Origin of the sequence: Micromonospora sp. NPDC005686, assembly GCF_042871665.1 — a bacterium.
Lineage (GTDB): Bacteria > Actinomycetota > Actinomycetes > Mycobacteriales > Micromonosporaceae > Micromonospora.
Genome location: NZ_JBIAIY010000003.1, coordinates 271641 through 285908 on the forward strand (window position 1 = coordinate 271641; position 14268 = coordinate 285908).

The window sequence follows — 14268 nt, forward strand, 5'->3', positions numbered from 1 at the left end:
CCGTCGCGCCGCGACGGGCCGGGGCTCGCCGTTTTCGGCACCGGCGGCCGCCGCGCGTGGGTGCGCAGCTGATCGGTTCACCCCGTCCCAGGCAGCGGGAGCCCTTCCGGCGCTCGGTAGCGCCGTCCAGCATGGATCGTCGCCTCACCACCCCGTCCGGCGGCACCCGCGCCGTCAGCGACACCTGGCGCTGACGATCGTGCGGCCCGTCCCCGTCACCCCTGGGGACGGGCCGCGTCCGCGCCGGTCAGACGGCAACGTCTACCGGAAGCCGCGGCTGCGCTCCCGGCCGGCGCTGGTCCGCCACCTGTCCGGCCCGCCGGCTGCGGGCTGACGACCCGGCCGGACGGCCGCCGCCAGTGCCGCGGCCAGGCACACCACGGCGGCGAGCACCAGTGGCGGCCGGCCGCCGACGGCGACCGCCGCCGACCCGAGCGGGATGGCGAGCGTGATCGGGCCGAACATCGCCGTGTTCGCGGTGCCGGCGACCCGCCCGAGCATCGCCTGCGGCGTGTACGTCTGCACGGCGGTGACCGCCGCGACGAGCGTCCACGGCAGGCCGACGCCGATCACCACCGAGGCGGCGAGCGTGCCCGGCCACCACGGCAGGCAGCGTCCCAGACAGCCGGCCGCGAACAGGACGGTGCCGGCGACCCCGATCGCGATCTCGCCGTGGCGGCGGACGAGCCGGCCGACGACCAGCCCGGCGAGCAGCGAACCCCCGCCCTGCGCGCTGGCCAGCACGCCGAGAGATGCCGGCGGCAGCGCCAGGTCCGTCACCACCACGTCGTACAACGCCGCGGTGGTGAAGCCGGACATCGCGATGGACACCGCCGCGAGCGCCACCGGTACGCGTACCGCCCGCCGGGCCAGGAGCGCGGCGAGACCGTCCCGCACTCCCACCGGGCGCGCGGGCGGGGGAGCGGGTGCCGTCCGCGTCAGGCGCAGCGCGCCGTACAGGACGGCCACGAGCACCGGTACGGCGGCGGCGAGCACCGCGACGACGTGGCCGCCCCGCCACGCGTACAGTCCCGCGCCGGCCAGCGGCGCCACCAGCTTCATGCCCTCCTGCGCGCTCGACCGCCAGCCGTTGACGTCGGCCAGCCGGGCCGGCGGGAGCGCGGCGGGCAGCAGCGCGGTCTCGCCGGCGTCGACGAGCACGTAGCCGACGCCGTAGACGAGCGAGACGAAGTAGATCAGCCACGCCTGGCCGGGCCCGCGTACCGCCAGCAGGCTCAGCAGCGCGGCGGCGAGCGCGAGGTTGACGCCGATCACCAGGGGACGCCGGGGCGCCCGGTCGAGCAGGCCGCCGAGCCACGGTCCGGCCAGCGTCGGGGCGTAGACGCAGAGACCGGCCAGGGCGGCGAGCCCGGTGGAGCCGGTGAGGTCCAGGATCCAGATGCCGGAGACCAGGGCCATGGCGCTGCCGCCGAGGCCGGACAGCAGCGAGACGGCCACGAACAGGACGGCGTTGCGGCGCATGGTCCCCCGAAAGATTGAGCCTGGTGGACTCATCTTCGGGAGTTGAGCCGTCGAGGAGCAATGCGTCAAGCGCACGTCAATGTCGTGTTGACAGTGCGGTGGCGATGCGCCGGGCGGCGTCGCGTGCCGGCCCGGGCAGCGCCTGTCCGGGCCCGGTCAGGTCTGCGGCGAGGTTCGCGGCCAGCGTGTGCAGCGGCCCGGTGGTGGCGTCGAGGGCGAGCGCGCAGGTGCGCCGCGCCAGGGCCGCGCGGGGGAACCGGCCGTCCCACGCGCGATCCGCCTCGATCCAGCGATGCAGGTCGGTGACGGCCGACCGCAGCGCCGGCACCTCGGGGGACGCGACCGGGTCGAGCCGGGTGAGGCGGGCCCGGCGAGCCGCCACGAGGCGTTGCCGTCGCTGCTCGGCGGCCTGCCGACTGCCGAGGTCCAGCGCCTGCGCGATCTCGGCCCAGGTGGCGCCGTCGTGGCGGGCCCGGTCGATCAGGTCCAGCTCGCGGTCGTCCAGCGCGACCCGAGCCGCGGCGATCTCGGACAGGCTCCCGGGGGTCACCCGTCAACGCTACATTGACATCCGGCTCGGGGCGTCAGTCCTCCGGGAGGCCCGGGCCGACCTCGCCACGTGCCAGGTGCTCGGCATTGCGGTCGGCCTCGCTCTCGGCGTTCTCCGCCCCGGCACCCGGATCCCGGGTACGCCGCCCCTCCGAGTCCTGGAACACCTGCCCGCGCTCGAGCGCGCCCTCCTGCTGCCGCTGGAACTGCTCCGGATCCGTCATGACCGTCAGGTGCCCCGGCCACGCAGCGCCAAACCGGGCGGACGCCCCGGCCACGCGGCGGCGAACCGGCGGGTGCTCAGCGCGGCGGTGAGACGTACAGGCCCGTCCTGCAGCCGGTCTCGCCCGGTTCCAGCCAGATCCGGTCGTACCCGGGGGACTCGATCCTGCCGGCCGGCGTGCGCACGAGCAGGAGGCAGTCCCGTTCGGCCGGTACGCCGACGGCGGCGACGAGCGCGCCCTCGTGCACTGTCGTGTCGACGGTGATCCACTCCTGCGGGAAGGCCGCCCGCACCGCTGCGGCGAGCGTGGCCGGGGTGGCGTCGCGCAGCACTGCGGTGAGCCGCTTCCGCCCGTCCTCGGGCAGGCCCGGCACCGGCGCGGCAGTGGGTGGTGGGGGAGCGGCGCCGCTCGGGCAGTCGATCTCGCGGTACGTCGTGTAGCGGTAGAGCTGGAACTCGTAGCGGTAGCAGCGGACGGCCTCACCGGCGGTGTTGCTCGCGCCGCCGATCGATACCTGAGGCTGCTCGGTCACTGTCACCACGAACCGCACGTCGACGGTTGCCCGCTCGTCCCGGGCGGTGCGGCCGGACCAGGCCAGCGCCTCCCGCCGGACTGTCGCACCGCTGCCCGGCGTGGTGGACCCCGCCTCCTCGATGATCTCGGCCGCCGCGATCGACCCGGCGTCCCGCACCCGGTCACGGTGCCCCAGCTCCGTGTTGAGCTGCTTCGCCTCCGCCGCTGCGGCGTCGCGCGCCAGTGTGTCGCCGCTCTCCTCCCCGATCCCCTTGCCGCAACCGGCCGACGTGAGGAAAAGCACCGCGAGCGCGCTGCGGACCCACCGGTGACGGGACAGAGGTTTCGGCCGGGTGGCGCTGGGTGTCCGGCTCATCGCGCAGACGTTACCGACGAGCCGGGTGTCGCGTTGCCCCGTACCGCCTGAGGGCCGTTGGTCCCGGGCCCCACAGGTCCTCGGCCCTGCGACCCGCATATCCTGGCGCGCCATGCTGGAACGGCCCGGCGCGGGCGGCGACGACACGGAGGACGATGTGGTGTTCAACGGCGGGCCCGCTACAGCGACGACGCCCACCGAGATCTCTCCGGCTTTCGCGACCGGGCTCGGCTCCGCCGAGGCGGCCGCCCGGCTGCGCGCCGACGGTCCGAACACCGTGGCCGCCCCGCGCAAGCGCGGACTCGCCGGCCGGATCCTCCGCCAGCTCACCGACCCGCTGGTGGCGCTCCTGCTGGCCGCCGCCGTGGTGACCACGCTGCTGCGCGACTACCCGGACACCGCGGTGATCGTGCTGGTCGTCCTGATCAACACGGCGATCGGCGTGGTGCAGGAGGTACGCGCCGACCGGGCCGTCGCGGCGCTGGACCGGCTCGCCGCGCCGACCGCGCGCGTCGTCCGCGACGGCCGCGACCTCGTGCTGCCCGCCGCCGACCTGGTCCGGGGCGACCTGGTCCGGCTGGAGGCGGGCGACGTGGTGCCCGCCGACCTCGACCTCACCGCCGCCGTACGCCTCAGCCTGGACGAGTCGGCGCTGACCGGCGAGTCGGTGCCGGTGGCCCGGGCCGCGGGGGAGGAGGCGAGCGCGGGCACCGTCGTCACCACCGGCCGTGCCGCCGGAACCGTGGTGCGCACCGGCGCGGCGAGCGCGCTGGGCCGGATCAGCGCCCTCGTCGCGGCGACCCGGCCGGCGCCCACCCCGCTGCAACGACGTCTCTCCTCCCTCGGCCGGGTGCTCGGCCTGACCGCCGTGGTGCTCTCCGGGCTGGTCTTCGCGATCGGCGTACTCGACGGGCGGCCGGTCACGCAGATGGCGGTCACCGCTGTCAGCCTCGTGGTGGCGGCCGTGCCGGAGTCGCTGCCCGCCGTCGTCACGCTCGCACTTGCCCTGGGCGCGCGCCGGATGGCCGGCAGCCGGGCCATCCCCCGCCGGCTGCACGCGGTGGAGACCCTCGGCTCGGTCACGGTGATCGCCTCCGACAAGACCGGCACGCTCACCGAGGGCCGGATGGCGGTGCAGTACGCGGTCGTCCCCGGCCGCGACCGCTACGCCGTCACCGGCATCGGCTACGCGCCCGACGGCGAGGTGCACCACCGGGGCGAGCCGGTGAGCGCCCCCGACGAGCTGCGCGCCCTCGCCCGCGCCGGGCTGCTCTGCAACGACGCCACCGTGACGCCACCGACCGACGAACGGCCGGAGTGGACCGCCATCGGTGACCCGCTGGAGGCGGCGCTGGTCACGTTCGGCGCCCGCTGCGGCCTGGACCCGGAGACCACCCGCGGGGCCTGGCCCCGGGTGGCGGAGGCCCCGTTCGACCAGGACCTGCGCCGGATGACCACCGTGCACCGCCGCGACGACGGGCGCTACCTGGTGGTCTGCAAGGGCGCCCCGGAGAACCTGCTGGCCGCGCCGCTGGTGGACGCCGACGCCGGGGAACTGGCCGAGCTGACCGACGCCGCGCACCGGCTCGCCACCGAAGGGCTCCGGGTGCTGGCGGTCGCCGCCGCGGTGGTCGACACCGTGCCGGACCCGGCCCGGCCGACCGGCCTGCGCCCGCTGGGCCTGGTCGCGGTCGGCGACCCGCTGCGGGCGGCCGCGCCCGGCATCGCCGCGGGTTTCGAGGAGGCCGGCATTCGGCTGGTACTGATCACCGGTGACCACCCGGCGACCGCCGCCGCCATCGGCGGGCGGCTCGGGCTCTGGCGCGACGGCGACCCGCTCGCCAACGGCGACGACGGCGACCCGGGCCGGGCCCACCCCGAGACCCGGGTGTACGCGCGGACCCAGCCGGAGCAGAAGCTCGACATCATCGCCGGCCTTCAGAACCAGGGGCACGTGGTGGCGATGACCGGCGACGGCGTGAACGACGCCCCGGCGCTACGCCGCGCGGACATCGGCGTGGCGATGGGCGGCGGCACCGAGGTGGCCCGGCAGGCCTCCGACCTGGTGCTCGTCGACGACGACCTGACCACTGTGGCGACCGCCATCGGTGAGGGCCGCCGCATCTACGACAACATCCGCCGGTTCCTGCGCTACGCGCTCGCCGGTGGCGTGGCCGAGATCGCGGTGATGCTGCTCGGCCCGCTGGTCGGCCTGCCGGTGCCGCTTCTGCCGGCGCAGATCCTCTGGATCAACCTGCTCACCCACGGCGTTCCCGGGGTGGCGCTGGGCGCGGAACCGGCCGAGCCGGGCACGCTGCGCCGGCGACCCCGCTCGCCGCAGGAGTCGGTGCTCGGCGGTGGCCTGGGCCGGGACGTGCTGCTCACCGGCGCGCTGATCGCCGCGGCGACGCTCGGCGCCGGTGTCTGGGCCGCGGCGGCGGACCGGCCGTGGCAGTCGGTGGTGTTCGTGGTGCTCGGCCTGGCCCAGCTCGGCGTGGCGCTGGCGGTCCGCGCGACCCGTACGCCGGGCACGCGCGAACGCAACCTCGCGTTGCCGGTGGCGGTCGCGGTCTCCGCGGTCCTGCAGGTGGCGGGCGTGCTGCTGCCGCCCCTGCGCGAGCTGCTCGGCACGTCTCCGCTCAGCGCGCTCGACCTGCTGGCCTGCGCCGCGATCGGCGTACTGCCCGGTCTGGTGCTGCGGCTGACCCGCCGCTTCCGGGGGACCGGCGACCCCCGGGTGGGGACCGACGGCCCTGCCGGGCCGGCCGCCGGACGGGCAGGCTGAGGACGAGCGAAGGAGGATGTCATGACGATCCGCCCGCAGGCCCCCGTCGTGGTGGGCGTGGACGGCTCCGCCGCCGCGCTGGACGCGGTCCGGGTGGCCGCCCGCGAGGCCGCCGACCGCAACCGCCCGTTGCAGGTGGTGCACGCCTTCATCTGGCCGCTGACCCGCGCGCCGCTCACCCCGGCGCCGGGCGCGCCCGCCGGCGCCGGCCTGCGCAACCAGGCCGAGCGGTGCGTCGCCGAGGCGGTCGCCGAGGCCCGCAAGGTCGCGCCGGACGTACCGGTCACCGGCGTGGTGGCCGACGGCGCGGCGGCGGCGGTGCTCGTCGCCGAGTCCCGCGACGCGGCGCTGATCGTGCTCGGCCACCGCGGCCTGGGCGGCTTCGCCGGCCTGCTGATCGGCTCGGTCACGCTCCAGGTGTCGGCCCGCGCGCACTGCCCGGTGCTGGTGACGCGCGGCGAGGCGCGCGCCGACGGCCCGGTCGTGGTCGGCGTGGACGGTTCCGAGTCGTCCACCGCGGCGGTCGGGTTCGCGTACGAGGAGGCCGCCCGCCGGGACGCGCCGCTGGTCGTGCTGCACGCGTGGCTGTATCCCACCCCGATCGGCCCCGGCGACATCCTGCCCCTGGTGTACGACCCGGCGGCGCTCGAAGAGGAGTCCAGGCGGGTCGTCGCCGAGTCGATCGCCGGCTGGGCCGAGCGCTACCCGGACGTGCCGGTGCGGCAGCGGTCGGTCCGCGGCGCCCCGGCCCGGGTGCTGGTGGAGCAGTCGAAGGACGCCCAGTTGGTGGTGGTCGGCGCGCACGGCCGCGGCGCGCTGGGCGGGCTGCTGCTCGGGTCGGTGAGCCACGCGGTGCTGCACCACGCCCACTCGCCGCTGGTGATCGTGCGTAACCTGCCGGAGGTGGCCCGTGACCTGGCCGGGTCCGGAGAGCCGGCCACACCGGGCTGATGACGCGTCACCGCCGTCGGCGGCGCGTCAGGCGCTGCGGACCGTGGTGAGGTCGGCCAGCCCGGAGATGGTCAGCAGCGGCTCCAGCAGCGGGCCGGCGACCAACGCGATCCGGTCGGCGTGCGGGAACAGCGCGGCCAGCCCGGCGCTGTCCAGGTACTCCACCTCGGTGAGGTCCACGAGCAGGGGATCGCCGTCGGCGCGCACGGCCCCGGCCAGCGCGTCGGCGAACGTGGACGCGTTGCTCATGTCTATCTCGCCGACGGCGGCCAGCACGCGTACGCCGTCCGGGCTGTCGCTCGTGGTCAGAGTCAGGGACGTGCTCATGGCGTGATCCTCGCCTGCATGTCAACCGTGGTGCCGGTCGCCCCCGCGGTGACGCTGATGCTGTCCATCAGCGCGCGCATGAGCACGAGTCCCCGGCCGCGGTGCGGGTCGGAAGGCTGGTCCCGGTCCCGCCAGTGCCCGCTGTCGGTGACACTCAGGCGCAGGTCGTCGGCGGTGGCGGCGGCGCGCAGCCGGATCCGGCCGCCCGGGTCGTCGCGGTGCCCGTGCTCGATCGCGTTGGCGCACGCCTCGCCCGCCGCCACCAGGATGTTGTAGGCGTGGGCCGGGGCCAGCCCGCAGCGGTCGAGCCATCCCCGCAGCGCGGTGCGGACCTCGGCCAGCCGTGTCGACTCGGCGGGGAACTCCAGCTCCAACGGCCCGGGGTGGCGGTAGAGCAGCAGCGCCACGTCGTCGTGGTAGCCGCCGTCGGGGGTGAGCCGGGCCATGATCTCGGTGGCCAGCGTCTCGATCGGTGCCTGGTGGCCCTGCTGGATCGCGTGGGTCGCGCGGGCGATGCCGGTGGTGATGGGCTGGCGGCGGCGCTCCACGAGGCCGTCGGTGTAGAGCATCAGGGTGGCGCGCGCCGGCACCGTCGCCTCCGCCTGCGGCCGTTCCTGGCCCGGGCGTACGGCCAGCGGCCGGGACCGGCCGTGTTGCAGGAGTTCGGGAGTGCCGTCGGCGCGGACCACGATGGCCGGCGGGTGACCGGCGCTGGAGTAGCGCAGCAGGCCGGTGGCCGGGTCGAGGACGCCGCAGAAGACGGTGGCGCAGGCGGCCCCCGGCAGCAGCGCGGCGAACCGGTCCAGGGCCACGAGCGTCCCGGCCGGGCTGGGGTCCTGCAACAGCAGTGCCCGGCAGGCGCTGCGCAACTGCCCCATCACCGTCGCGGCCCGCAGGCCGTGTCCGACGCAGTCGCCGACCACGATGCCGATGCGCCCGTCCGGCAGTTCCACGGTGTCGTACCAGTCGCCGCCGACCTTGAGCGGCATCGCGGCGGGGGAGTATCGCACCGCGAAGCCGGCGGGCAGCTGCGCCGGGCCGAGGATCGCCCGCTGCAGGGCCAGCGCGGTCTCCCGCTGCTGGTCGATCTGGTGCACCCGGTGCAGTGCCTGGCCGATGTGGCCGGCCAGCAGCGCCAGCAGGGTCTGGTCCTGCTCGGTGAAGGGCCGCTTCTCGCCCAGGTCGATCCAGAGCGCCATGGTGCCGTGCGGGTGTTCGACGGCGATGCCGGCGCCGTGCGTACGCGTCGCCACCGGCGTCAGCAGCGGCGTGTCCCGCAGCGCGAGCAACGCCTGCCGGCGCTCGTGCGGCAACGTCTCCCACCGTGCCGCCGGGTCGGTGGCGGTCACGTCGGGGGCGGGCGGGTCACCGAAGACGGCGGCGAGGACGCCCGCGGCCCGCCACAGCTTGCGCAGCTCGTCCAGCACCCCGTGCAGCGCGTCGGTGAGGTCCTCGGCCTGCGACAGCCGCATGCTCAGCCCGGCCAGGGCGGTCTCCCGCTGCACCGCGTAGTGCTCCGCGGTGACGTCCCGGAACGTACCGACGATCATCCGCCGCCCGCCGTCCGGGTCGTCTACCTGGTTGAACGCGGCCGAGATCCAGATCCGGTGCCCGGCGCGATGGGTCACCGGCACGGTGTAGGTGCCACGGGTCTGCCCGACGAGCGTGGAGAACGCCTCCGCCACCTGACGGTGCGCCTCGGGTTCGGCCTCCCGGTCCGGCCACCACGGGTGCACCGGCGGATAGGGCAGTCCGTCGGTGTCGTAGCCGAGGATGCCGGTGAACGCCGCGTTGATCTCGATCACCGCGCCCTCCTCGTCGCAGACGAAGAACCCCTCCTGCAACGAGTCGACGAGCGCGGTACGCCAGCGGGCGTGGTGGTTGCGCAGCCGGGCCAGCTCCACGTTGGCGCGTACGCGGGCCAGCAGCTCGGCGGCCGGGAACGGCTTGACCAGGTAGTCGTCGGCGCCGGCCTCCAACCCCTCGATCGAGGCCTCCTGACCGGCGCGGGCGGACAGCAGCAGCACCGGGGTGCCGGCCGTACGCTGGTCGGCGCGCAGCGCGGCGACGAGTTGCAGGCCGTCGAGCCGAGGCATCATCACGTCGCTGACCACCAGGTCCTGGGTGTGCGCGCGGGCGGCGTCCAGCGCGGCCTGCCCGTCGGCGACGGCCCGCACCTCGTGCCCGGCCGAGCGCAGCAGCCGGGTGAGGTACTCCCGCATGTCGGCGTTGTCGTCGGCCACCAGGACGCGGGCCGGCGCCCCGCCGGGCAGCGGCTGGACCGGCCCGCCGGCCGGATCGTCGCCACCGAGCGCGGCTCCCGGGTCGGCGGGCAGCCAGCGCAGTGCCTCCTGCACGAACGGCTCGGCCGACGCGGATGTCCGGCCGGTGCCCGCCGGGGCGAGCGCGTCGGCGGGCAGGTGGGCGGCACCGAGCGGCAGCCGGATCGTGAAGGTGGTGCCGCTGCCCACCGCGCTGTGCGCGTCGATGTCACCGCCGTGCAGCGTGACCAGCTCCTTGACCAGGGCCAGGCCGATCCCGCTGCCCTCGTCGGACCGGGAGCGGGCGTTCTCGATGCGGTGGAACCGCTCGAACAGGCGCGGCATCTCGTCGGCGGGTACGCCGATGCCGGTGTCGGAGATCCGCAGCACGGCCGTGTCGCCCTCGGCGCGCAGCTCCACCCGGATGGTGCCGTCGAAGGTGAACTTCAGCGCGTTGCTGAGCAGGTTGAGCACCACCTTCTCCCACATGCCGACGTCCAGGTGCACCGGCTCGGGCAGGGGCGGGCAGTCGACCTCGAAGGACAGACCGGCCCGTTCGATCGCCGACCGGAAGACACTCGCCAGGTCGGCGGTCACCGCGGCCAGGTCCACCGGTTCGTAGCGGGCCTGCATCCGCCCGGCCTCGATCCGGGAGAAGTCGAGCAGGCTGTTCACCAGCTTGCCCAGGCGCAGCCCGTTACGGCGGATGACGTCCAGCTCGGCGCGGACCTGCTCGTCGGCGTCCGGCAACCGGCCGCGCAGCTCGTCCAGCGGTCCCATGATCAACGTGAGTGGGGTGCGGAACTCGTGGCTGATGTTGGAGAAGAACGCGGTCTTCGCGCGGTCCAGATCAGCGAGCTCCTCGGCCCGCCGCTGCTGCGCCTGGTAGCTACGGGCGCTGGCGATACCGGTGGCCAGATGCCCGGCGGTCAGCTCGACGAAGCCGCGGTACCCGTCGTCCAGCTCCCGGTAGCGGTTCAGCCCGGCGACCAGGAACCCGTACGGCGCCCCGCCCTGCTGCCGCAGCGGGACCAGGAGCGCCTCGGTGGGCGGGGCGGTCCAGACGCCGGTGGGAAGGTCCGCGAAGGCCGGGCCGTCGAGCGCGACCCGCACCGACTCGCCGTCGGCGGGGGCCTCCGCCGGCCACGGTGCGGCGGGGTCACCGGGGGACAGGGTGGCCGGTGCTGCCGGGTGGCCCGCCGCCAGCCCGGTCGCCTCCACCAGCCGGGCGCCACCGTCGTCGTCGTACAGGTAGGTGAGTGTGAACGGCAGGTCCTGCGGGTTGCGGGCCAACTGGCGGCTGACGAACGCCAGCGTCTCCTGCTCGGTGCGGATGACGCTCGGGTCCGAGCCGAGGTCACGCAGCGTGGCCATCCGCCGCTCACCGATGACCCGCTCGGTGTCCTCGCTGACCACGCAGAGCATCCCGACCAGGCCGCCGTCGTCGGCGCGCAGCGGGCTGTAGGAGAACGTGTGGTACGTCTCCTCGCGGTAGCCGGCGCGCTCCAGGAACAGCAGCAGGCCCTCGTCCCAGGTCGCCTCGCCGGTGCGCAGCACGGTGTCCACGCGGGGGCCGATGTCGTCCCAGATCTCCGCCCACACCTCGTTCGCCGGACGTCCCAGCGCCCACGGGTACTTGCGGCCCAGCGTGTCCCGCCGGTAGGCGGCGTTGCAGAAGAAGGTGAGCTGCGGCCCCCAGGCCATCCACATCGGGAACCGGGAGGACAGCAGGATCCGCACCGCGGTCCGCAGGCTCTGCGGCCAGGTGTCCGGCGGGCCCAGGGGGTGCGCCGACCAGTCGATCCGCGCCAGGTCCGGCCCGATCTCACCGTCGACGGCGAAGACGTCGGCACGCGTACGCGGGTCGGTGTCAGCGCCGCTCATCGCCCGAGTCTCCCCCCACCCCGTCCGGTCCCGCTCGTCCAGTCCGCGGGCGGGCCCCGCGTCCTCGTGGTCGATTCTTGCCCCGTCGCGCCCTCGGCACTCCACCCGGGGCGGGGAGATCTGACTCACCAGGCGGCAGCGGGTCAGGGCAGGGGGTTCGTAGAGGAGCGCAAACGAGTGGCGAGGAGACGTATCTCCTCGCCACTGTCAACGTATATCGCACCCGGGGTCTTGCCGCAAGGCCCCGGTGTTGCCGCAGAATTCTCGCCCGACGCGGATCGAGCTGCGGAAACGGGGGAACGGCATGGCCGGACGGTACGTGTGGGAACTGCGCGAGGTGAACGACACGCGCATCGCCGCGGTCGGCGGCAAGGGCACGCAGCTGGGCGCGTTGACGCGCATCGACGGGGTGCGCGTACCACCTGGTTTCTGCGTCACGACCGGCGCCTTCCGGCTTGCCGTGGCGCGGACGCCGGCGCTCGCCGGCCCGCTGGACCGGCTCGCCGGCGCGGACGGGGACGACCCGGCGGCGATCCGGACGGCCGCCGCCGAGGTCCGCCGCGTCGTCGAGGGGACCGCGTTGCCCGGCGAGGTCGCGGCGGCGGTCACCGCCGCGCTGGCCGGGCTCGGCGCCGACGGCGCGTACGCCGTGCGGTCGAGCGCGACAGCGGAGGACCTGCCGGCCGCCTCGTTCGCCGGCCAGCAGGACACCTACCTGAACGTGGTGGGCACGTCCGAGGTGCTGCGGCACGTCAGTCGCTGCTGGGCCTCGCTGTTCACCGAGCGGGCGGTGACGTACCGGCGGCGGCACGGCATCGACGACCGCGCCGTGGAGATGGCGGTGGTGGTGCAGCGGATGGTCGTCCCGGACTCGGCCGGGGTGATGTTCACCGCCGACCCGGTCACCGGAGACCGGACGGTGGTCGCGGTGGAGGCCGGGTTCGGTCTCGGCGAGGCCCTGGTCTCCGGCCTGGTGAACCCGGACGTTCTCACGGTGCGCGACGGCACGGTCGTGGCCAGGACGATCGGCGCGAAGTCGCGGGAGGTGCGCGCGGTGCCCGGCGGCGGCACCCGGGAGACGCCCGTCGACCCGGCGCGGCAGGCCCGGCCCGCGCTGACCGACGCCCAGGCGGTACGCCTCGCCGCGCTGGGCCGGCTGATCGAGGCGCGCTTCGGGCGCCCGCAGGACATCGAGTGGGCCCTGACCGGCGACGACGTGCACATCCTTCAGAGCCGGCCGATCACCACGCTGTTCCCGGCGCCGGCTGCCGCCGACAACCGGTTCCACGTCTACCTGTCGGTCGGGCACCAGCAGATGATGACCGACGCGATGACGCCGCTGGGCCTGTCGATGTGGCGGCTCACCGCCATGGCGCCGATGCACGAGGCGGGCGGGCGGCTGTTCGTCGACGCCACGCCGTACCTGGCCACTCGGGCCGGCCGGGCCGCGTTCCTGGACATGATCGGCCGGGCCGACCCGCTCACCCGGGACGCGCTGGAGACGGTCCTCGCCCGCGACGTCCTGCCGGCCGTGCCGGATCCGGCGACGGACGCCCGGCCGGCCGGCGGCCCGCCGCCCCCGATCGACACCGACCCGGCGATCGTCGTCACGCTGGTCGAGCGCAGCCGGGCGTCCGTCGCCGCGCTGCGCCGCGACATCGGTGGCCGATCCGGACCCGAGCTGTTCGACTTCCTGACCGAGGCGTTCGCCGAGCACAAGCGGGTGCTCACCGATCCGCTGAGCGGCCAGGCGATCATGGCGGGGATGCAGGCCGCCTGGTGGCTCGACGACAAGCTGGGGGAGTGGCTCGGCGAGCGCGGCACGGCCGACACGCTCACGCTCTCCGCGCCCGGCAACGTCACCGCCGAGATGGGACTGGCGTTGCTCGACGTGGCCGACGTGATCCGCGCGTACCCCGAGGTGGTGGCGTTCCTGCGGGACCACGCCGCCGACGACGGGTTCCTGGACGAGCTGCCCGGGCTGCCGGGCGGCGCGCAGGCGCGCGACGCCATCGCCGGCTATCTCGACCGGTACGGCATGCGCTGCGTCGGGGAGATCGACATCAGCCGGCCCCGGTGGAGCGAGCGGCCCGTCACGCTGGTGCCGCTGATCCTGGACAACGTCCGCAACTTCGCCCCGGGAGCCGCCGCGCGCCGCTTCGCCCACGGCCGGGAGCGGGCCGAGGCGAAGGCCCGGGAGGTGCTCGACCGCCTGCGCGCGCTGCCCGACGGCGACCGCAGGGCCGCCGAGACGCAGGCCATGATCGAGCGGGTACGGACGTTCGCCGGCTACCGCGAGTACCCGAAGTACGACATCGTGAGCCGCTACGCGGTCTACAAGGCGGCGCTCGTGGCCGAGGCCGGCCGGCTGGCGCGGGCCGGTGTGCTCGCCGATCCCGAGGACGCCTTCCACCTCACCTTCGACGAGTTCCGCGAGGCCGCGGCCACCGGCCGGGTGGACGCCGGGCTGATCCGCCGGCGCCGGGAGGAGTTCCGGGCGCACCAGGGGCTCACCCCGCCCCGGGTGCTCACCTCCGACGGCGAGGCCCTCAACGGCTCGTACCGGCGTGACGACGTGCCCCCGGGCGCCCTGGCGGGGCTGGCGGTCTCGGCCGGCGTGGTCGAGGGGCGGGCGCGGGTCGTGGCGGACCTGGCCGGGGCCGACCTGGAGCCGGGCGACATCCTCGTCACCGCGCACACCGACCCGAGCTGGACGCCGCTGTTCGTGGGTGCCGCCGGCCTGGTGACGGAGGTGGGCGGCCTGATGACGCACGGCGCGGTGATCGCCCGCGAGTACGGCCTGCCGGCCGTGGTCGCGGTGCCGGACGCGACCCGGCTGATCCCCGACGGCGGGCGGATCCGCGTGCACGGCACCGACGGGTACGTCGAGCTGCTGTCCTGACGGCCGGTCCGGGT

9 protein-coding genes are annotated in these 14268 nt (G+C 75.4%); 3 read left to right on the forward strand and 6 right to left on the reverse strand.

Annotated elements, in window-relative coordinates:
• Positions 1-261 precede the first annotated feature (261 nt).
• The 4 genes from ACFYON_RS08405 to ACFYON_RS08420 form a co-directional block, all read right to left on the reverse strand.
• A complete protein-coding gene (locus tag ACFYON_RS08405; RefSeq protein WP_354864058.1) occupies positions 262-1482 on the reverse strand; it encodes an MFS transporter in 1221 nt (406 codons plus the stop codon).
• A 76-nt stretch (positions 1483-1558) separates the two neighbouring features.
• On the reverse strand, positions 1559-2032 hold the full coding sequence (locus ACFYON_RS08410; protein ID WP_354864056.1) for a hypothetical protein: 474 nt from the start codon (positions 2030-2032) through the stop codon (positions 1559-1561).
• Positions 2033-2066: 34 nt separating this feature from the next.
• Positions 2067-2255 (reverse strand): ribonuclease, encoded by a 189-nt coding sequence (locus tag ACFYON_RS08415; RefSeq protein ID WP_354864054.1) that lies wholly within the window; start codon positions 2253-2255, stop codon positions 2067-2069.
• Positions 2256-2331: 76 nt separating this feature from the next.
• The gene (locus ACFYON_RS08420; RefSeq protein ID WP_354864052.1) at positions 2332-3144 is read right to left on the reverse strand and encodes a hypothetical protein; all 813 of its coding nucleotides are present in this window, start codon (positions 3142-3144) and stop codon (positions 2332-2334) included.
• Between the two features lie 112 nt (positions 3145-3256).
• Here ACFYON_RS08420 and ACFYON_RS08425 point away from each other — a divergent pair, with 112 nt between their 5' ends.
• Entirely contained in the window at positions 3257-5929 is a 2673-nt protein-coding gene (locus ACFYON_RS08425) for a cation-transporting P-type ATPase (protein WP_354864050.1), read from the forward strand.
• Positions 5930-5950: 21 nt separating this feature from the next.
• Positions 5951-6880 (forward strand): universal stress protein, encoded by a 930-nt coding sequence (locus ACFYON_RS08430; RefSeq protein ID WP_354864048.1) that lies wholly within the window; start codon positions 5951-5953, stop codon positions 6878-6880.
• 27 nt (positions 6881-6907) lie between these two features.
• Here the strand turns inward: ACFYON_RS08430 and ACFYON_RS08435 are convergent, their stop codons facing one another.
• Together ACFYON_RS08435 and ACFYON_RS08440 are read right to left on the reverse strand one after the other, a co-directional pair.
• Positions 6908-7207 carry an STAS domain-containing protein gene (locus ACFYON_RS08435; RefSeq protein ID WP_354864046.1) on the reverse strand — a complete coding sequence of 100 codons (300 nt, stop codon included), beginning with the start codon at positions 7205-7207 and terminating at the stop codon, positions 6908-6910.
• The gene (locus tag ACFYON_RS08440) at positions 7204-11352 is read right to left on the reverse strand and encodes a SpoIIE family protein phosphatase (RefSeq protein WP_354864045.1); all 4149 of its coding nucleotides are present in this window, start codon (positions 11350-11352) and stop codon (positions 7204-7206) included. The genes ACFYON_RS08435 and ACFYON_RS08440 overlap by 4 nt, the downstream gene beginning before the upstream one ends.
• A gap of 304 nt (positions 11353-11656) precedes the next feature.
• Between ACFYON_RS08440 and rph the strand changes: the two genes are divergently transcribed.
• Positions 11657-14254 carry a rifamycin-inactivating phosphotransferase gene (rph, locus tag ACFYON_RS08445; protein WP_357710951.1) on the forward strand — a complete coding sequence of 866 codons (2598 nt, stop codon included), beginning with the start codon at positions 11657-11659 and terminating at the stop codon, positions 14252-14254.
• Positions 14255-14268: the final 14 nt, after the last annotated feature.